We start from the raw sequence: 20,418 nt of genomic DNA on the forward strand, positions 1-20,418 counted from the left end.
TTGAAAAATAAAGATAGTTTTTTTGCGCTGATTTTATTTTTTGGAGTATAACATGTCTAAAGGTCAAACTTTACAAGATCCGTTCTTAAACTCTCTCCGTAAGGAACGTATTCCAGTTTCAATCTTTTTAGTCAACGGTATTAAATTACAAGGTCATATCGAATCATTTGACCAATACGTTGTATTATTAAAAAACACGGTAAGCCAAATGGTTTACAAACACGCTATTTCAACAGTTGTACCTGCACGTAATCCACGTCCTGCTGGTGCTCCTGCTGGCGCTCCTGCTGGTGCTCAAGGTGGCTTCGGTGGTCAACAAGGCGGCTTCGGTGGTCAAGGTGGCTTCGGTGGTCAAGGCGGCTTTGGTGGCCAAGGTGGCTTTGGCGGTCAAGGTGGCTTTGGCGGTCAAGGTGGCTTCGGTGGCGGTCAAGGTTTTGGCGGTCAAGGTGGCTTCGGTGGTCAAGGTGGCTTTGGTGGTCAAGGTGGCTTTGGTGCGACTTCTACACCAACCTTTGATGGCGAAACAAAATTTGATGATGCTCAAGAAGACGATAACAATCGTTAATTTTTGAGTAATCAAAAAGGCACCTGATGAAGGTGCCTTTTTTTATATGAACAGCCTAAAAATTAAAATTAAAGCCCCCATAGTGGAGGCTCTCAATTAAGAAAAATTAGTTTTGGTTGGGTTGTTTAATTTCAACGTATGTACTTGCGCGAAGTTCTCTTAACCAGCCATCTAACTCTGCATCAAATTGACGGTCACCAAGAATTTGGCGCGCTATGCGTTTTTGCTGTTCCTGAGTCATATCTTGCTGACGTGCATCAGTAACTTGTAAAATGTGCCAACCAAACTGAGTTTCAAAAGGTTCGCTGACTTCGCCAATTTTCGCAGTCTGCATTTTTTTATCAAACTCTGGCACCATCATACCTGGTGAAACCCAACCTAAGCTACCACCATCACGTGCAGAACCTGGATCATTTGAATAAGTTGCAGCAAGGACTGCAAAATCATCACCTGCCTTTACACGGCTATAAATACTGTCAATTGTGTGTTTGGCATTTTCAGGGCTCACCACTTCAGAAGTCTTAATCAGAATGTGGCGAGTTTGGTATTGTGGCACAATTGTCTTTTTCTCGTTTGACTTGCGCTCTAAGAGTTTCAACAAGTGGATGCCATCGCGAGCCTGAATTAAATCAGTGGTGTTGCCCGGTGAAACTAAAGCGATACTCGATGCAAGTTCTTCTGGAATATCTGCGATTGAGCGCGAGCCCATATCTGCGCCTTCAACTTTAATTGTAGATGTAGAAAATTGTTTCTGTATTGCGTCTACATTATTGGAAGTCTGAAGTGCATCTTGAACTTGTTGCGCGACTTGAGTCAGTTCTTGTTGAGAGGCTTCACCTGAAACTCTGAAGTGAATGACGTGAGCTTGAGTACCCACAGCAGCTTGACCTTCCGGCGATTTGAGGAAGTTTTCAACATCTTGGTCGCTGATTTTGATGCGTGACATCACTTGTTGTTGACGTAAGCGCTGAATAGCAAGATCATCAGCGACTTTAGCACGTAGGTTTTCATAAGTGCCCGGAGCCATACGGTCAAGCTTTTGCTGGAAGTCTTCAAGGCTATTACTGTTCGACTGGCGAGCAACATTAAGTACAGCATCATTTAAAGTTTTTTCATCAACTTGAATGCCATAGCGTTTTACTTGTTCAAGTTGCGCATTTTGGATGATAAGTTTATTCAGAGCTTGATTTTCAAGTACCTGAAGTGGTGGTACATCCTGTTTTTGAGCTTTAAGTTGATGTTGTAGCTCAGCGACACCTTGTGCAATGTCACTTTTTAAAATGGCACTTTTGCCAACAATAGCAACGATTTGATCTGATGGGTTTGCATAACTTGACACTGATGCAGAAATAACAAGTGCTAATGCTGAAGCTTTAAAGAGTTGTTTTAAATTTTGCATCTTCATTAATTCGTCCAATTTTGTTTAACTTTATCGAAACCCAAGATTCGATTTTCCAGTAAAGAGCTTAACTTACTGTTTAAGCCACCAAGTCCTTTAAGTGTAAACTCTGCCATTACAGCACGTTTTTGTTTGGTGTCTGGTGCATTAACATCATCTAAGTCATTGTAATAAGAGCGACCATAGACCGAAACACCCCAGCAGCATGACTCATAATTAATCCCTAAAAGGTACTCGCGTGCAACACTGTTGTCTAGATCATATTGCATGTGACCCATCAAATTCCAATTACCTTTCACAGGTTGTATAAAGGATGCTGTAACTTGGTCATAGTGGTCTTGACGATCTTCAAGTCGCTTACGATTAAAATAACCAAAGTTGTATAGGTTACCTTGATCACCTGTGTAATACACTTGTAGATCACGTTGAGCATTATCTCCGTTAGACATCCACATTGAGTTTGCATTCACAGTAAAGTTCTGAGAAAGCTGGCTGGCAATGCTGATCACAGGACCAGTTTGACGCTCAGTATTAAATGGGTCATTTTGACTATTATTCAAAGTCACCTTACGGTCTTCAAAATAGTAACTTTGTCCGATACTGGCACGTAAACGTTCTAATCCGATTGTATCAAAGAGGCTGTAACTTACCCCGAGTGATAAGAAGTTATTATCTTCTAGGCGGTCATGACCGTAAAAGCGACGTGGATTAAAGAGTTGATCGTAATTCAGGGACGCTGCGGTTGAGTCAAAGTTCGGTGAACTGTTTTGATTTCTGTGTGGTGCATAAGCATAGAATGCACGTGGTGTGATGGTTTGTAAGAATTTTCCATCTTTTTCAAAGATAAGACCAGCATCTAAAGTAAACTCTGGAACTATAACTGCATTGTCTTTGGTATTTTTTCTTTGTTCTTCGGTGATACGATCAATCGTATTTTGATCAAAGAAGGTATTTATAGAGCGAACTGATGCTTGAGGTATAAAGAATGACCACTGATTGCGGAAGTTATATCGAGCAGAAAACTCATTATAAAGACGTGTACCACTTGGTTGATAAATGGTGTCCATATTTGAGTTGTCTGAAGCATTTAAGTCATTAATATCTTTTTGGAAATATGCTGTATCGTTATTAAATTCATATTCCAGTCCTTGCGGATTACCAGTGATATAATTGACAAGCAATTGCGGTAGTCGTGCATAGGGGCGATCAACATCATCAACATCAGGGTCTAGCGTCTGGAAGTCTTCAACTTTGAGTTGCGCGCGTAACCCTGGAATTCCATTCGCGTAATTAAGATCCCAAGCGCGGCGTTGGTTTAACTCTGTTCTTGTATTCGGATTGCTGTCTAGATCGGCAAAGAAGTCTTTATCAGAAACATAGTTATATTCTAAATTGGTCGTCCATTGGTCATTGATTTTCCAATTGTGCAAGAGGTGTAAATCTTTGCGATCTTCATCATCATATTTACGATCTTGTGCTAAATAACCACCCCAAATACGACCGCCACCATATTGTTCAGTCAGATATCTGAACTCACCCTCAGCCATCAATCCACGACCGCCAATGAAACGTGGAGTGATAGTCGCATCATAATTGGGTGCTAAATTGAGATAAATTGGCGCTTCAAGTTCTAAACCACCATCGTTTGTATAACCAAAACCTGGGTTTAATAAGCCAGTGGTACGACGATCATCAATAGGGAAATTGAAATATGGCACAGCCAGCACTGGTGTGTTTTTAATATATAGTTTAGTGCCTTTGGTCACGCCACGCCCAGTGTCTTGATTTAACTCAATCGAATTGGCTTGAATCTTCCATGTTGGGCTTTGCTCAGGTGGACACGTGCTATAAGTTGCATTCTGAAGGAGTAAAATATTGGGTGAGGTGCGCTCAATATTTTCTGCACGACCATGCCCATGTGTCGCTTCTGAAATATAAAAGCTGTTATTGAGGCGTCCCGTTTGGGTTTTTAAATTGTAGTCAATTTGATCACTTTGAGCCAATAAACCGGCTTGTGCTAACTGTACATTGCCAGAAGCTTTGGCATGGGTTTGAGTGTTGTCAATTTTAATCTTATCTGCACGAACCATACGACCTTGTTGATCGATGATGACATTGCCTTCTAATTCTGAGTCACCATTTGGATTGTAATATGCACGATCAGCGGTGATGATCGATGTTGCTTGCTCAGGATCAACTGCTTTAGTATCAGGGCTGATTGGTGTCAACCAAGTTTGAGCACAAAATTTCGAGCTTGGGGAGAACGTGCTACGTTGTTGCGCTTCGGCTGAATTTTTATTGACATAATATTGATCAAAGAAGCGCTGACCAGGGTAGCTTTCTTTAATTGCAGTTTGAAGTGCTTGATTGTCCACCTCAGTTGTACTGTCTTTTGAGTCGGCATAACTTGAGACTGTGCTACCACACAATAAGGTTAAAATAGCAGTCGCCAAAGGGCTGAAAGTAAACTGATGCTTCATTTATATCATTAACCAAGTATGCAAATTGCAATTAATTATTGTCGCATCATAGAGAAAAAACGGATTAGTGGCTACACTTAGCACTTTAAATATTCAGCCTGTACTAGAATTTATAGCAAATGAATACACAACGTGAACAATTGATACATACGTGGGTGCAATCTGTACTTCAATCAGAGCAGTTCGAAATAAAATATTTAGCAGGCGATGCCAGTTTCCGTCGCTATGCGCGAATCACCTTGAATAATAAATCATTTATGTTAATGGATGCACCTCCAGAAAAAGAAGATTGTGTACCTTTTGTGACGATTGATGAATTCTTCGATCGTCATGGTGTTCGTGTTCCACATATTGTTGCAAAGGATTTAGAGCAAGGGTTGTTGCTTCTTGAAGATTTTGGAGATGAGCTTTTAGCGAACCATTTAAACGATGACACGGTAGATCAGCATTATTTACAGAGTTTTAAACAACTCATTCAATTACAGTCTATTCATGGTGTGGATCAGTTTCCAGAATATAGTTACGAAAAATTAATCAGTGAAATGGAGTTATTCACAGATTGGTTGCTTCCATCATTAAATATTCGATTAAATGCTGATGAACAAGGTTTGATTAAGCGTACTTTTGCGATATTGGCAAATGCGGCTTTAGCTCAACCACAAGTGATTGTTCATCGAGACTTTCACAGTCGTAATCTCATGTTGTTGAATGATGAACAAGAACAAGGCGTAATTGATTTTCAAGATGCGGTAATCGGTGCGGATACCTACGACTTGATTTCAATTACACGTGATGCATACGTGCAATGGCCTCCAGCACGCGTAAAACAATGGTTTAAAATTTTCTATGAATTATTACCAGATGATTCAAAAATTGATCGTGATTTAGAGCGCTTTATTAAAGATGCTGACTTCATGGCGATTCAACGTCATTTGAAGATTTTAGGTATTTTTGTGCGATTATTTGAACGTGATGGAAAATCGGGCTATCTAAAAGACCTGCCTCGTGTCATGTGGTATTTACTCGAAGAGTCGAAGCCTTACGCTGAACTCACTCCATTTATTCAATGGATTGAAGATAAAGTACTACATGCATTTGAAGCCAAGTATGGTCACTATGAGGTGGTAGCTGCATGAAAGCTATGATTTTAGCAGCGGGTCTGGGTAACCGTATGCGCCCCTTAACGCTTTATAAACCAAAGCCATTGTTGGAAGTGGGTGGAAAGCCTTTAATTGTATGGCATATTGAAAAATTAAAGTCGATTGGTGTTAGTGAAATTATTATTAATTCGGCATGGCTGGCAGACAAATTGATCGGTGCTTTAGGTGATGGTTCTCAGTTTGGTGTGAACATTCGCTGGACGCGTGAAGATGAGGGTTTGGAAACAGCTGGTGGAATCATCAATGCTTTGCCCTTATTGGGTGAAGAACCATTTATCCTCGTCAATGGGGATGTGTGGACTCAGTTTGATTTTGCTCAGTTGCTTGAGCTTGATTTACAAGAAGATCTAGCACACTTGGTACTTGTGCCAAATCCGCTACAACACCCTCAAGGTGATTTCACACTATTAGATGGTCGTGCTTATACTTTTGAGCAAGAAAAAGAGGGCGAAAATCTGACTTATAGTGGTATTGCGGTGATTCATCCTCGTTTATTCGAAGGTCTAGAGTGGGGTAAGCGTCCTTTAGCACCTTTGCTTAAAGATGCTATGCACAACCACAGAATTTCTGCTGCAAAAATGGCAGAAACATGGGTGGATGTGGGTACTCCAGAAAGGTTGATGCAGTTGGATCAGCAAATTCGAGAAGGACAATTTAACTAACTGAGTATTCACTAAGCGTTAAATAGTGTTCCACGATGCATAAAACGGTATACTTTGATTAATTTTATTGAGATGTTTACTGTTTATGCATCCTTTTTTTCATGAGTTACAACAAGGTAGTCAAAAACTAGGTTTATCACTCAGTGATGAGGCGTTGAATTTATTATTAAAATATCAAGATGCGCTTGTATTGTGGAATAAGGCGTACAACTTGACCGCGATTCGTGATCCTAAAGAAATGTTAGTTAAACATTTGTTGGATAGCCTCAGTATCTTGAAAGACTTGCCTGAAGGACGATTGCTTGATATTGGTACTGGTGGTGGTATGCCGGGGATGATTATCGCCCTATGTCAACCTGATCGAAACTGTGTGCTTCTGGATTCGAATGGGAAAAAAATTCGTTTTCTCAAACAGTTTATTGCTGATTTAAAACTAAAAAATGTTGTGGCAGTTCAAACTCGAGTAGAGAATGAAGAGAGTATTAATGAACTGGGTAAATTTGATGTAATTACCAGTCGTGCTTTCGCCTCACTGACAGATTTTATTACAGCTTCTCGTCCTTTTATGCATGAAAACAGTATTATTGCTTCAATGAAAGGTTTAGTTCCTGCTGAGGAAATTGAAAACCATAAAGATGAGTTGAGTTGCGAAATTATTGAGCTTCACGTTCCACGTTTAGATGAACAACGTCATTTATTGCTACTTAAACAAATTTAAAAATTCTAGGGATTGGGGTTACCATGGCTCAAATTATTGCTATTGCGAACCAAAAAGGTGGCGTAGGTAAAACCACGACTGCTGTAAATTTGGCTGCATCATTAGCAGTGCTTAAAAAGCGAGTATTGTTGATTGATATGGACTCTCAAGGCAATGCCACTATGGGTTCGGGTATTCAAAAGAATGATCTCTTATACTCAGTAACTGATGTTTTACTGGGCGAAGTGCCAATTGAAACGGCCATCACTAAAGCTGAAGTTGGATATCGCGTACTTGGCTCCAATCGTGATTTAGCAGGTGTTGAATTAGCCATTGCTGAGCAAGACGGTCGTGAATTTATTCTGCGTGATGCGATCCAACAAATTGAAGATAAGTTTGATTACATCATTGTGGATTGTGCACCAAGCTTAAGTTTGATCACGGTAAATGCATTGGCTGCTGTTAAAAGCGTGATCATTCCAATGCAGTGTGAATATTATGCCTTGGAAGGCTTGGCAGATTTAACACAAACGATTGATCGTATTCAACAAGCGTTAAATCCTGATTTAGAAATCATTGGTGTATTGCGTACCATGTACGATGCTCGAAATGCGCTGACACGTGATGTGTCGGATGAGTTGGAGCAGTATTTTGGTAAAAAATTATACGAAACGGTTATTCCTCGAAATGTGCGTTTAGCGGAAGCGCCAGCACATGGGTTGCCGATTATTTATTTTGAAAAAAGTTCTAAGGGTGCAGTGGCTTATTTGAATCTTGCTGCTGAAATGTTAAAAAAAACCAAAGTGAAAAAAGGAAGTAAAGCATGACCGTGAAGAAAAGAGGCTTAGCAAAGGGTCGTGGCTTAGATGCGTTATTGGGCTCTATTCAAAAAGAAAAATTACAATTAGAAGCACAGTCATTAGATCATGGTCAGCTCAAACAAGTAGATGTCAAACTTCTTAAACGTGGTAATTATCAGCCGCGACGCTTTATTCATGAAGAAGACCTTCAGGAATTAGCATCTTCTATTAAAAAGCATGGCATCATGCAGCCGATTGTCATTCGTCCAATTGAGGATGATGTACATCAATATGAAATTATTGCAGGGGAGCGCCGTTGGCGAGCAGCTCAAATCGCTGGACTAAATGAAGTTCCTGCAATTGTTCGTGATTTGTCAGATCAAGTTGCAATTGCGTTGGCATTAATTGAAAACATTCAACGCCAAGATTTAAATCCAATTGATCAAGCTATGGCATTGCAGCGTTTTCATGAAGAGTTTGGATTAAGTCACCAAGAAATTGCTGAAACGGTGGGCAAGGCACGTACTACAGTAAGTAATTTATTGCGCTTATTAAGCTTAGCGGATCCGATTAAAGACCATATCCAACAAGGTCAATTAGATATGGGGCATGCGCGTGCAATATTGACTTTGCGTGCAAAAGACCAAATTGAAATTGCAAAAATTGTCATTGAAAAAAACCTTTCTGTTCGTCAAACAGAACAGTTAGTGCGTGATTTTAATGCACCAAAACAGGATAAGCCAAAACCATCAATTTCAGCTGATTTAGAGCAACTGACTCAGCGTCTTTCTGAACGTTTCAGTGCAGATGTTAAAATTGATCACAATAAGCAAGGTAAAGGTAAGCTTGTGATTCATTACCATTCACTTGATGAATTAGATGGTATTCTAAATATCTGTTTAGATGAAAAATAATTAATTTAAAAACTGTAAATGTGATGTATTTGGATGAGTTTGAGATTTAAGTCATTTAGGTCTCAATACTCCACTTGAGCTAAGGTTTACTTTGATCATTCCATACAATCAGGCCATTGATTTTAGAGTGGGGCAGACTTTAGCATTCGATGTTCGAATTATGTATGATTAAATTGCAAACGTGCTGAATCTGTTTAGGTGTTTAAGGATACCGTACCAATTAGAGGTTGTGAGTGAAGCAAGATTTTAAAGTTTATATGCGTTTGTTGAGTTACTTAAAACAGTACTGGACGATTGCATTGATTGTTGTATTTGGTTTTGTGCTGAATGCCGCGACTGAAGTTTCTGTTGCGAAATTATTAGAGCATATTATCAATGCCATTCAAGAACAGGATCGAAGTTTCACGAACTTATTCCCATTTTTGGTTGTTGTTTTGATGTTTGTACGAGGAGTGGGGCTATTTCTAGGTGGATACTACACTTCGGTGATTTCTCGAAATCTAATTTTTAATATTCGCCAAGAAGTTTTTGCTAAATTAATGCGATTACCGTCGCAATATTATTTAGATAACACTAGTGGTCATATTACTGCCAAAATTATGTACAACGTTGAACAGCTGACTGCTGCCTCAACGGAGTCATTAAGAACCTTATTACAACAAGGTTTGATCACCATTGCGCTGTTAGGATATTTGTTCTATTCCAACTGGCGCTTGACTTTATGTATTTTGATTTTTGCGCCTTTAATCGGTTTTTTGATTAGAAAAGCTGCTAAACGTATGCGTAAGCTGTCTACTCAAGTGCAAGATACGATGGGTGATGTAAACCATGTAGTGCAAGAAACCGTGAATGGTAATTTAGTTGTTAAAGGGTTTGGTGGACAGGCATACGAGCAAACTCGTTTTAAAGAAACCTCACTCGAAAACTTGCGTCGTGGTTTAAAAATGGTTGCAGTACAACAATTAAATAGTCCTGTTGTACAACTTATTATGGCGATCGCTTTAAGTATTGTGATTTGGATTGCTTTAAGACCTGAGATATTACAGGATACTTCAGCGGGTCAGTTTGTTGCGTATATTACTGCAGCCGGTATGTTGAGTAAGCCGATTAAAGCTTTAACCGATATCAATGAAAAATTACAGCGAGGAATGGCTGCAGCACATTCAGTATTTGAATTATTGGATATGCCTGAAGAAAAAAACGAAGGGCAGTTAAAACCACAACTCAAAGGCAATATTGAATTTAATCAGGCAAATTTAACATACAGCGATGGTTTTCACGCGATCCATGATTTCAATTTAAATGTTAAGGCTGGACAGACTGTAGCGTTGGTGGGGCGTTCGGGGGCTGGTAAGTCTTCTTTAGTCAACTTATTGGTTCGTTTTCAAGAATTAAGTTCAGGGTCAATCAAATTTGACGGCCATGATATTCAAGATATTGAAGTTACAGCGTTACGCTCACAAGTGGCCATGGTCAATCAGCAAGTCGTGCTGTTTAACCGAACTGTTCGTGAAAATATTGCTTATGGACAGTTACAAGATGCTTCGGAAGAGCAGATTATTGCTGCTGCGAAAGCTGCTTATGCCCATGACTTTATTATGGCACTGCCTCAAGGCTATGACACACCATTAGGTGCTCAAGGTTTAAATTTATCTGGTGGACAAAGACAGCGTATTGCAATTGCTCGCGCAATCTTAAAAAATGCTCCGATTTTAATTCTTGATGAAGCGACAAGCGCATTAGACAATGAGTCTGAATACTTCATTCAACGTGCTTTTGATGCAGCTATGCAGGATCGGACAACGATTGTCATTGCACATCGATTATCAACGATTGAGAATGCAGATCTTATTGTGGTAATGGATAAAGGTCGAATATTAGAGCAGGGAACACATCAGGAATTACTCGATTTGCGTGGTGCATATTTCCAACTGCATCAACGTAATTTTGAGGAATAAGTTATGTCTATTGCGCAGGTCATTCAAAACGCTTGGAATAAGCAATCCAAGTGGTTGATTGTATTGCGACCCCTGTCATTGCTTTATCGATTAGGATTTTCCCTGAACAAAGCCTTGTATCAACGTGGTATAAAACCTATTTATACTGCACCAGTTCCTGTCATGGTCATTGGCAATATAACAGTAGGTGGTAGTGGTAAAACACCGTTATTAATTCAATTGGTTAAATATCTTCAACAAAAAAATATTCGAGTTGGAGTAATTAGTCGAGGCTATGGTGGTAAAGGTCCTTTTCCTGCAAGCGTGAATCTCGACTCTGAGCCAAATGAAGTGGGTGATGAACCCTGTTTAATTGTGCAATCTACTGGCGTGCCGATGGTCGTAGGTGGGCAACGACATAAAAGTATAGAGTTACTTCTCTCTCAGCATCAACTTGATTTGATCATTAGTGATGATGGTTTGCAACATTGGGCACTTGATCGTCAATTAGAATGGATTGTGCTGGATAACAATCGTGGTTTGGGTAATCAGAAACTGTTGCCAGAAGGCTTTTTGCGTGAGCCAGTAGCACGGTTATGCAGTGGTACAGTAATTGAGCATGCTGAACAACCAAGCTCAAATCTGTATATGCAATTACAAGTCGCAGCGCCGTACTTGTTAAATCCAGTCGAAGATCAAGTTGAATATTTTGCCACTGATTTGAATTATTATGCGGTTGTTGGTATTGGGTTCCCGCAACGGTTTTATAAAACCCTTGAAAGTATGGGCTTAAAGCATTTTCAGTGCCATGAATTTCCTGATCATTATGATTATCAGATTGATGATTTACAATTTGAAGATTCAAATCCAATCATCACCACTGAAAAAGATGCTGTGAAACTCCTCCCTTTGTTAAAACAACATCCAGAATTTCGTCGTGAAATTTGGGTGGTTCCTGTTGAAGCAGTTTTATCATCAGCTTGTTATGATTTGCTGGATCAACAGCTTGCAAAACTCGGTATCGTAAACACATAAGGAATATCCATGAAACATATTGTAATACCTGCTCGCTTTGCAAGTTCGCGTTTACCTGGAAAACCACTCCTTAAAATACACGGGCGTGAAATGATTTTACGTGTGGTAGATCAGGCGCGAAAAGTGACTGGGTTTGATGATTTATGTGTTGCTACTGATGATCAAAGAATTGTTGATCTTTGTAAGGCAGAACAAATTGATGTTGTGTTGACCAGTGCAGAACACCCTTCTGGAACCGACCGATTGAGTGAAGTTGCACGAATCAAAGGTTGGGCGAGTGAAGATATTATTGTAAATGTGCAAGGTGATGAACCATTATTGCCTGCATCTTTAGTCCAACAGGTTGCTTCTTTGTTAGAGCAAAAGCCTGAATGTTCAATGTCCACTTTGTGTGAAGTGATCAAAGAATTAGAAGAATTTAAGCGCGATAGTATTGTGAAAGTCGTCATGAGTAAGTTCAATGAAGCGCTTTATTTCAGTCGTGCAACCATTCCATATGATCGTGATGGATCAAAGCAACAAACTCAGATACTACATCGAAATGCTTACCGACATCTTGGTTTATATGCCTATCGAGTGAAGTTGCTGCAAGAGTACGTGACATGGGATCAGGGAGATCTCGAGGTTTTAGAAAGCCTTGAGCAACTGCGTGTTTTAGAAAATGGTCATCGAATCGCAATTGATGTGGCAGAGGTGAGCTTACCACCAGGTGTGGATACGCAACAAGATTTAGACCGTCTTAATGCAATGCCTATTTCTCATTTCCAATAATATAGATTAGTCAATGACTCAGACTCAGCATGTTTATCCTTGGCAACTTAATGTATGGAACACACTGACTCAGCGGTTTCCTCAAGTTGGTCATGGATTACTTTTTTATGGCAAAAAAGGCTGTGGTAAAGAAGCTTTTACCCAACAATTTGTTGCTTGGCTGCTATGTTTAGATAAGCAGCCAAATCAACCTTGTGGTCAGTGTTCGAGTTGTTTGTGGTTAAAATCAGATACTCATCCAAATTATGTTTACGTCACGACGGATGAGGATAATAAGAAACAAAACGCTAAAATTAAAATTGAAAAAATTCGTGAATTACAGCCATTCGTGCAACAAACTGTCGATGGTTGGCGGGTTATTTTGATTGAGCCGGCGGAAGCGCTCAATATAGCATCGTCAAATGCTTTATTGAAAACACTTGAAGAACCAGGTGAGCGTGTTGTGATTATTCTTTTGGCGGATCATTATTTAAAATTACCAGCCACTATACGAAGTCGCCTACAACATTACGCCTTAGATCGGTTGACTGATGATCAAGCCAATGCGTATTTGAATGAGCACTTGAATGCGGAGCAGCAGACTTTGGGAAAACTGTTGCTTAACCTGTCGAATGGTATGCCTTTAGCTGCTATTGAGTTGGCTTCAAGTGAATGGTTAACTCTGCGAAGTGCGTTTATAAATGATTGGTATCATTTAGTCAGTCAAAAAAATATGCCAATGCAGTACGCTTCTAATTGGAATAAGCAACTCAACTTTTCCGAGTTGATTGTTATGTTTGAGTACTTATTAGCTGATCTTGTTGCCTATAAAATGGAACAAAATGTAAAAAATAGCGATTTAGACTTTAGTTTGTTGGCTGAGCAATATCAATTAGAGCAATTATTTGATATTTATAACGATGTGCATCAAGCAAAACAAATGGTTGAGCAGAATGTTCAATCAAATTTAATTGTTGATCAGCTTTTTATAAAATTAATGAATGTTCAATAATCATGTTTGAATACAGGGGATAGAGATGCAGCCACGTCCGGGCGGTTTATTACAAGTCAATATTAATGATCGCGAAACTTTGCAATCCAGTTATATGCCTTTTGTTGAGGGTGGTGGATTATTTATTCCAACCAAACATCCAGTCAAAATGGGTGAAGAGATTTTTATCTTGGCAACACTTCCTAATCAAACCCAAAAAATACCAATTACGGGTAAGGTGATTTGGATTTCCTATAAGCAATCGGGTATTAAACCACAAGGTTTTGGATTGCAGTTAACTGGAGATAAAGGAGCCTATTACAAAATGGAAGCAGAAAAAATACTCGCTGGAAGTATGTCAACAGCACGCGCAAGCTTTACAATGTAGGCTCTGACTTAAAAAATTAAAAGGTGTCCTTGTGTTTGTAGATACACACTGTCATTTAAACATGCTCAATCTTGAACCTTACGAGGGAAATATCGATTTAGCAATTCAGCAAGCGATTGATGCTGGTGTCACAAAAATGATGGGGATATCCGTTGATTTGGATGATCATATTATTCTGTCAGAAATTGCAGCTCGACACGAAGGAGTAGGCTACAGTGTTGGGGTACACCCATGTGAAGATCCAGCAGTCATGCAGCGTGCTACTGTTGAAACTTTGGTTGAATTGGCGAGTAAAGATAAGGTCTGGGCAATTGGTGAAACGGGTCTAGATTATTATCACAGTACTGAATTTGTTAAAGAACAAAAAGAATGTTTTGCACGGCATATTCAAGCTTCACAGATGGTGAAAAAGCCAGTGGTTGTACACACACGCTCATCTAAAAACGATACGATTGATATTATAAGAGCTGAAAAGTCGACACACGGAATTTTGCATTGTTTTACTGAGGATTGGGATACGGCAAAAGCAGTTCTAGATTGTGGTTATTACATTTCATTTTCAGGAATAGTATCGTTTAAAAATGCTCAGGATCTACGTGATGTGGCTAGGCAAGTTCCATTAGATCGACTATTAATTGAGACTGATAGCCCTTATTTAGCGCCAATGCCATATAGAGGAAAGTCTAATGAACCAAAGTATGTCCCATATGTAGCCAAAGCATTAAGTGATGTATATGATAAGTCAGTCGAGGAGATTGCCTTTATTACAACGCAAAATTTCGAGAATCTTCTACGAATGCAGTAAAAATTTAATACGGAAAATAGAAAGAAGAGAGTTTATAGAGTGAAGATGGATCGTCAGGCTCAGTTTAGAGCGAGAGAAGCATTAATATTTCAGGTCGCAGAACAACTTCTTTTGGAAAACGGCGAAGCGGGCATGACATTAGATGCATTGGCCGCTGAGTTGGATTTGGCAAAAGGAACACTCTATAAGCACTTCCAAAGTAAAGATGAATTGTACATGTTGCTTATTATTCGTAATGAGCGCATGTTATTAGAAATGGTTCGAGATACTGAAAAAGGCTTTCCTGAACATTTAGCTTTTTTTATGTTGCATCATTTGCATCATCCAGAACGTACTGTACTCTTTCATCAAATTGAAGAACGATTGTCTACAACTGGCCAGGGTATTAATCATTTATTTAATGAAATGTATCAGATCCGCAAAAGTAGACTCAGAATTATCATTCGTATGACAGAAAATCATCTAGCATCCATTCAAAGTAAGATGAGTTCTCGGGATTATTTAGCATCCATTTGGTCGATTACTCATGGTGGTGCTGCGATATTAAACTCGAGTTTCTATCAACGCTATTTAGGTTGTCGAGATACGCTAAGGGTTGCTTTAATTGATCAAGCGTTGATGATGCCTAAACAGATTAATTTGACAGAATCAGTGGCCTAATATGCAATCTCTAGATCACCGTCAAGGCGGATTTACTTTAATCGAATTGATGGTGGTCATTGTGATCATCAGCATCATGGCAGCATTGGTGGTGATGAATATTGGTGGGATTGATCAACGTAAGGCAATGCAAGCTAGAGAAGCTTTAATATTAGATTTAAAACGTATTCAACGAGAGGCTGTTGATCAATCGTTAGTGGTTGCATTGGTGCCACAATGGAATGGTGATCAGTTTCGCTATACATTTCAAAAATATAATGATTTAACTCGTCCTGAGCAGACGCTTGTATCGAACAATAATCGTCAACCTTCTACTTGGGTTGAAATGCCAGAGTTTTCTGCGAGAGAGCTACCTGCTAAGGTTTCATTTCAAATTGAAAGTAGCGAGTATAGTTTTGAAAATGCAACGAATGCAGACTTGATGAATAATAATGCACCGAAATTAATTTGGTTGGGCAATGGCGAGGTTAAACCTGTCACAATTCAAATGTATTATGAACACAAAGCAATTGGTGATCTTATTCAAATAGATTACTTGGGTAAAATCGATGCGGGCGCTTAAAGGATTTACCTTGATTGAGGTTGTGGTGGCTTTGGCTATTTTCGCTGTAGCAGCAATGTCATTGACGAAGGTAGCTATGCAGTACACACAGGCGACTGCGAATGCAATTTTGCGAACAAAAGCACAATTCGTTGCACAAAATGAAGTCGCTGCAATGCAAATTAGTGGTGAATGGTTAGAGGGAACTCAATCGAAGCAAATTACCTCTCAAGGGTTAAGTTGGCAAATTGATAAAAAATCAGAAGCGACCATTAGCCCAGATGTTCAGAAAATAGAAGTGCAAGTGAGTCTATATAACAATGATTTAGGTAAAGTTGAATCAGGTGTCACCACCATGATGTTTTATAACTATCCTCTCAGAGAGCAATCCAACTCATGATCAAGAGTAAACAACAAGGTTTTACCTTGGTAGAGCTTTTGGTTGCAATAGCCATCTTTGCAGTATTGTCTGCTTTGGGATGGAAAATTTTTGATTATTTGAATAAAGTCAAAGATCGAAATGCGGTGCATGAACAGCAACTTCTCAGTTTGCAAGATAGTTATTTACAAATGCAAAGAGATGCTTTGCAAATTGTACCGCTGACTGCAAATATCGCAGGACAAATTCAACCTGCACTTTTACTGGATGATCAGTCTTTACAATTTAGTAAGGCAGGGGTCACAGACCCGCTGAAACAGGGTTTGTCTCCATTTGAGAGAATAGAATATCGTTATAATGCACAAGATCGAAAAGTTTATCGTTTAAAGTATCCCAATCTGAATGTTCTTCAAACAACCCAACCTTTATCCAGTACGATCCTAGAGAATGTGGATGAGTTTCAAATCACAATTTTGAACCCGAATGAATTGAATTCGTGGCCGGATACATCAACAATAAGTTCTAATAGTAATGATGTTCAAGATGGTGTTGCTCGGCTATTGCCTAAAGGTATGCGAATTAGATTTAAACAACAAGATGTTGAATACGAGTGGATTTTTAGTTTGCTTAATACTGACTATTTAAAACCGGCATCTAGTCAATAATCATTAGGAAAATGCATGAAGCAGCAAAAAGGAATCGCCCTGATTACGATTTTGATGTTAGTCGCTTTGGCAACTATCATTGCTGCGACGATTGCCCATCGTCAATACAATACCAGTGAAAATACGGCCTATGTGATTCGTCAAAACCAAGCACTGTATTATGCAAAAAGTGCTGAAGCTTTTTTCTCGGAATTATTGGTTCAAGATGCCAAGTCCAATTCAAAATCAGATAATCTTCAAGAAACTTGGGCTCAACCGATGCCACCATTTCCAATTGATGGTGGTTATGTCGCAGGGCGAATTATTGATGAAACGGGTAAGTTTAATTTAAACAGTTTGGTCAAAGATGATGGTGTGTCGAATGATAATGCGGTGAATTACTTTAAGGGATTATTAACAAAGCTTGGTTTACCAGAAGAATTGAGTGAAGCGGTAATTGATTGGCAAGATCAAGATGATTTGACGATTGGCGCGATGGGGGGAGAGAGTAATTATTATTTAAGTTTAACGCGTCCTTATTTGCCAGCGAATGGTCCTTTTCATAGCGTTGAAGAGTTGAAGCAAGTGCGAGGATTTGAAGGTGATAAGTTTTTATTGATAAAACCTTATGTTACAGCGATTCCTTTAAAAGAAATTAAAATTAATATTAATACAGCACCAGCGATGATTATTGCTGCTATAGACCCTAGTTTGGATGTGCAAAATGTACAGCGTGATTTGGATCAAAAAAAAGCCAATGGTGAATTTTTTGAGTCCGTAGATCAGCTCTGGGAACTTAACACTCTAAGTCAGTTAAGTGAAGAAGCTAAAAGCACAGCAAAAAATAATTTTGATGTTAAATCTGCATTCTATCGAGCAGATATTGAAATCATGCTATCTGATCGAAAGCGATATTTTTCGAGTTATCTGATGCGTGATGAAGAAAAGGTTTATGTCTTCTCAAGAAGTTTGGCACCTCTTCAAACCAATTGATTAAATTGCTAAACTATTAATTTAAACAAATTGAATGATGGCTTTTTATTTTTTTGTTTTTAATACGTTTTGCCAATTGCTTAAAACGTTAAAATTAATGATGAGTTGTGTGAATATGCACTATAATCATTTTAATCCATGATTTTTTATTGCTCTGACATATGTTAATTCGAAAATTATTTAAGTTTGAAAACGCGCATATTGTGCGAAATTGCACATCAGACCGCTGTAAGCGTTCAATTCATGGTCATAGCTATAAAGTCGAATTATTATTGAAAGCCTCAAAGCTAGATCATGGTCAAATGGTCTATGATTTTGGTTTGCTGAAAGGTGTGATCAAAGAACTTTATGATAGTTTTGATCATGCGATTTGTTTTTGGCAAGAGGATTCAGCTGAATATATTCAAGCATGTAAAACTTTTAGTGCGCGTTGGGTTTCATTACCCGTTTCACCTTCTGCTGAACAATTTTCTCGAATTTTCTTTTATTTGGCAGAACAAGTACTGAAATCAACAATCACGCAAAATGGTGAAGGTGATGTTGAAGTCTATTCAGTGATCGTGCATGAAACTGACACAGGCTATGCGCAAAGTTTTGCTGAAGATATCGTAAATGAACAGATGGGCTTATTGGAGCTGGATCAAATCGTATTCTCAGAACAAATTCAAAATGAATGGTCTGATCCTAAAATGTACGAACAATTGAAACAAGGCTTCACTTTTAAGAACCCAAGTGTAGATTTACAAGTAAAACTTTAAAGCTGTGATTGATTTAGGGATGAACACAATGCAACTCACCGAACAAGAATTAAGTCAACTGAATCAAGTTCGGTTAGAGGATGGTTGGAAGTATGCTTTAGCAGATTTTTTGCTCAGCGATAAAATGGATCAGCTGAAGGCTTTTCTCAAATCTGAATTACAGGCGAATAAGGTGATATACCCACCTAATTCCCTTATTTTTAATGCGTTCAACACCACACCCTTAGATCGTGTAAAGGTCGTGATTCTCGGTCAAGATCCTTATCATGGTCCAAATCAAGCACATGGATTGAGTTTTTCAGTGCAAAAGGGTGTTGCATTACCGCCGTCTTTGCGTAATATCTATCACGAACTCAGCACTGACCTTGGAATAGCGCCTGCCAAGCATGGTGATTTAACCCAATGGGCTGAAGAGGGTGTCTTGTTGCTGAACAGTGTATTGACTGTTGAAGCGGGCCAGCCAACTTCACACCAAAAGAAAGGTTGGGAAGATTTCACCGATGCTGCGATAGATGTTCTAAATGAGCAACGTGAAAAGATCGTTTTCATTCTTTGGGGTGCTTACGCGCATAAGAAAGGTCAACGAATTGACCAAAGTAAGCATTTGGTCTTAAAAGCAGCACATCCATCACCATTGGCAGCAAACCGAGGTGGTTTTTTTGGGTGTAAAGTTTTTTCAAAAACAAATAATTATCTTAAACAAAATGGCATTGAGCCAATTAAATGGCAGCTGGAAGCATGACAATATCTCCTGAGACGAATCAATATCATCCTGACTTAATTGTTGAAGAAGCACAGAATGGATGGAGAGTGGTTCGATTAAATCGTCCAAAATCTTTACATGCACTTGATGAATCTATTGTGACGGCTTTATTGGCTGTTTTTGAAAAGTTTCATCATGATGATGCCGTTAAAGCGATCTGGTTTGATTCAACAACACCTAAAGCTTTTTGTGCCGGCGGGGATGTGCGCAAACTCCGTCAGTTGGTCATCAATAATGAAGTTGATGCGGCAAATAAATTTTTTGAACAAGAATACGCGCTAGATCTTTTGTTGCATGACTACGCTAAGCCGATAGTCGTTTGGGGTGAAGGTTATGTGATGGGCGGTGGGCTTGGTCTATTTATGGCTGCGCCATTTAGACTGGTTACACCTTATTCGCGCCTTGCAATGCCAGAAGTAAATATTGGTTTATATCCAGATGTTGGTGCTAGTCGTTTCTTGGCAGATCGTGGTCCAATAGGTCTATTTACAGGTTTAACTGGATCGATCATGACTGCGGCAGGAGCTTATGGTATTGGTTGGGCGACTCATATTTGTGATGCTCAGCGCGATGTTGTTTTACAAAAGTTGATCAATATCGATTGGGATCATTATCCTGCTGGCGATTTTAGGGCATTAGATGACACTTTAAATAGTTTGCATCGACCAGTTTCTCCAGGGCCACTGCAAATCTCGTTAGATGTGATTCACAGTGTCTGTCGTGGTGCAAACTTTGAAAATGACTACGAGGCAATCATCGGTTTGAGTGATGCACGTAGTGATTGGCTAAGACAAGCGAGTGAAAATCTTGCAAAAGGCTCACCGAGTACGGCTGCGATTACCTGGTTGTTATGGCAATGGGGGCGTCAAGTTCATCCTTGGCAAGAAGTATTTGAGCTTGAAACTCAAATTTCTGATTGGAAAATTAGACATCCTGATTTTGTTGAAGGCGTGCGTGCACGTTTAGTGGATAAAGATTTATCTCCTGAATGGACACCTGCAGAATCTATGTCCTTAAAAGGAATTTTAGGTGCGCACCCACCGGTCACAAATATCGAGAGCTGGAATAACTTGTTAAAACAGTACGGTATTATCTAA

At 39.2% G+C, this 20,418-nt stretch carries 22 protein-coding genes; 20 read left to right on the forward strand and 2 right to left on the reverse strand.

Features of this window, described 5'->3' with window-relative positions; genetic code table 11:
* The first annotated feature begins 52 nt into the window (after positions 1–52).
* Complete coding sequence (gene hfq / locus AC1M9P_RS06075) at positions 53–565, forward strand: RNA chaperone Hfq (RefSeq protein ID WP_481587013.1); 513 nt, start codon at positions 53–55, stop codon at positions 563–565.
* A 106-nt stretch (positions 566–671) separates the two neighbouring features.
* Here hfq and AC1M9P_RS06080 read toward each other — a convergent pair whose 3' ends face one another.
* Both AC1M9P_RS06080 and AC1M9P_RS06085 read right to left on the reverse strand, forming a co-directional pair.
* The gene (locus tag AC1M9P_RS06080) at positions 672–1,970 is read right to left on the reverse strand and encodes a peptidylprolyl isomerase (protein ID WP_481587014.1); all 1,299 of its coding nucleotides are present in this window, start codon (positions 1,968–1,970) and stop codon (positions 672–674) included.
* The gene (locus AC1M9P_RS06085; RefSeq protein ID WP_481587015.1) at positions 1,970–4,444 is read right to left on the reverse strand and encodes an LPS-assembly protein LptD; all 2,475 of its coding nucleotides are present in this window, start codon (positions 4,442–4,444) and stop codon (positions 1,970–1,972) included. The genes AC1M9P_RS06080 and AC1M9P_RS06085 overlap by 1 nt, the downstream gene beginning before the upstream one ends.
* A 119-nt stretch (positions 4,445–4,563) precedes the next feature.
* Here AC1M9P_RS06085 and AC1M9P_RS06090 point away from each other — a divergent pair, with 119 nt between their 5' ends.
* The 19 genes from AC1M9P_RS06090 (at position 4,564) to AC1M9P_RS06180 (ending at position 20,418) form a co-directional block, all read left to right on the forward strand.
* Positions 4,564–5,580: an aminoglycoside phosphotransferase family protein gene (locus AC1M9P_RS06090; protein WP_481587016.1), complete on the forward strand. Its 1,017-nt coding sequence runs from the start codon at positions 4,564–4,566 to the stop codon at positions 5,578–5,580.
* Complete coding sequence (murU, locus tag AC1M9P_RS06095; RefSeq protein ID WP_092766212.1) at positions 5,577–6,266, forward strand: N-acetylmuramate alpha-1-phosphate uridylyltransferase MurU; 690 nt, start codon at positions 5,577–5,579, stop codon at positions 6,264–6,266. Before AC1M9P_RS06090 ends, murU begins: the two co-directional genes overlap by 4 nt.
* An 85-nt stretch (positions 6,267–6,351) precedes the next feature.
* A complete protein-coding gene (gene rsmG, locus AC1M9P_RS06100; protein WP_481587017.1) occupies positions 6,352–6,984 on the forward strand; it encodes a 16S rRNA (guanine(527)-N(7))-methyltransferase RsmG in 633 nt (210 codons plus the stop codon).
* A gap of 23 nt (positions 6,985–7,007) precedes the next feature.
* Positions 7,008–7,790, forward strand: coding sequence for a ParA family protein (locus AC1M9P_RS06105; protein ID WP_035264598.1), 783 nt, complete (start codon positions 7,008–7,010; stop codon positions 7,788–7,790).
* Positions 7,787–8,677 (forward strand): ParB/RepB/Spo0J family partition protein, encoded by an 891-nt coding sequence (locus AC1M9P_RS06110; protein WP_035264597.1) that lies wholly within the window; start codon positions 7,787–7,789, stop codon positions 8,675–8,677. Before AC1M9P_RS06105 ends, AC1M9P_RS06110 begins: the two co-directional genes overlap by 4 nt.
* Positions 8,678–8,910: 233 nt before the next feature.
* Positions 8,911–10,635, forward strand: coding sequence for a lipid A export permease/ATP-binding protein MsbA (msbA, locus tag AC1M9P_RS06115; protein WP_180027676.1), 1,725 nt, complete (start codon positions 8,911–8,913; stop codon positions 10,633–10,635).
* Positions 10,636–10,638: 3 nt separating this feature from the next.
* Positions 10,639–11,649: a tetraacyldisaccharide 4'-kinase gene (gene lpxK, locus AC1M9P_RS06120; protein WP_481587018.1), complete on the forward strand. Its 1,011-nt coding sequence runs from the start codon at positions 10,639–10,641 to the stop codon at positions 11,647–11,649.
* Between the two features lie 9 nt (positions 11,650–11,658).
* Complete coding sequence (gene kdsB / locus AC1M9P_RS06125; protein WP_179998221.1) at positions 11,659–12,420, forward strand: 3-deoxy-manno-octulosonate cytidylyltransferase; 762 nt, start codon at positions 11,659–11,661, stop codon at positions 12,418–12,420.
* A gap of 13 nt (positions 12,421–12,433) precedes the next feature.
* Complete coding sequence (locus tag AC1M9P_RS06130; protein ID WP_481587019.1) at positions 12,434–13,411, forward strand: DNA polymerase III subunit delta'; 978 nt, start codon at positions 12,434–12,436, stop codon at positions 13,409–13,411.
* Positions 13,412–13,436: 25 nt separating this feature from the next.
* Complete coding sequence (locus AC1M9P_RS06135) at positions 13,437–13,778, forward strand: PilZ domain-containing protein (protein WP_481587020.1); 342 nt, start codon at positions 13,437–13,439, stop codon at positions 13,776–13,778.
* 31 nt (positions 13,779–13,809) lie between these two features.
* A complete protein-coding gene (locus AC1M9P_RS06140; protein WP_481587021.1) occupies positions 13,810–14,583 on the forward strand; it encodes a TatD family hydrolase in 774 nt (257 codons plus the stop codon).
* A gap of 45 nt (positions 14,584–14,628) precedes the next feature.
* A complete protein-coding gene (locus AC1M9P_RS06145) occupies positions 14,629–15,243 on the forward strand; it encodes a TetR/AcrR family transcriptional regulator (RefSeq protein ID WP_035264575.1) in 615 nt (204 codons plus the stop codon).
* Between the two features lies 1 nt (position 15,244).
* The gene (locus AC1M9P_RS06150; RefSeq protein WP_481587022.1) at positions 15,245–15,805 is read left to right on the forward strand and encodes a pilus assembly FimT family protein; all 561 of its coding nucleotides are present in this window, start codon (positions 15,245–15,247) and stop codon (positions 15,803–15,805) included.
* Positions 15,792–16,184: a type II secretion system minor pseudopilin GspI gene (gene gspI / locus AC1M9P_RS06155; protein ID WP_481587023.1), complete on the forward strand. Its 393-nt coding sequence runs from the start codon at positions 15,792–15,794 to the stop codon at positions 16,182–16,184. Before AC1M9P_RS06150 ends, gspI begins: the two co-directional genes overlap by 14 nt.
* Positions 16,181–16,828, forward strand: a complete 648-nt coding sequence (gene gspJ, locus AC1M9P_RS06160; protein WP_481587024.1) for a type II secretion system minor pseudopilin GspJ — start codon at positions 16,181–16,183, stop codon at positions 16,826–16,828. Before gspI ends, gspJ begins: the two co-directional genes overlap by 4 nt.
* Positions 16,829–16,843: 15 nt before the next feature.
* Positions 16,844–17,800 carry a type II secretion system minor pseudopilin GspK gene (gene gspK, locus AC1M9P_RS06165; protein WP_481587025.1) on the forward strand — a complete coding sequence of 319 codons (957 nt, stop codon included), beginning with the start codon at positions 16,844–16,846 and terminating at the stop codon, positions 17,798–17,800.
* A 161-nt stretch (positions 17,801–17,961) separates the two neighbouring features.
* The gene (locus tag AC1M9P_RS06170; RefSeq protein ID WP_481587026.1) at positions 17,962–18,558 is read left to right on the forward strand and encodes a 6-pyruvoyl trahydropterin synthase family protein; all 597 of its coding nucleotides are present in this window, start codon (positions 17,962–17,964) and stop codon (positions 18,556–18,558) included.
* Between the two features lie 28 nt (positions 18,559–18,586).
* A complete protein-coding gene (ung, locus tag AC1M9P_RS06175) occupies positions 18,587–19,300 on the forward strand; it encodes a uracil-DNA glycosylase (protein ID WP_481587027.1) in 714 nt (237 codons plus the stop codon).
* Entirely contained in the window at positions 19,297–20,418 is a 1,122-nt protein-coding gene (locus AC1M9P_RS06180) for an enoyl-CoA hydratase/isomerase family protein (RefSeq protein WP_179998211.1), read from the forward strand. Before ung ends, AC1M9P_RS06180 begins: the two co-directional genes overlap by 4 nt.

Source organism: Acinetobacter sp. 25-47-122, from assembly GCF_056779695.1.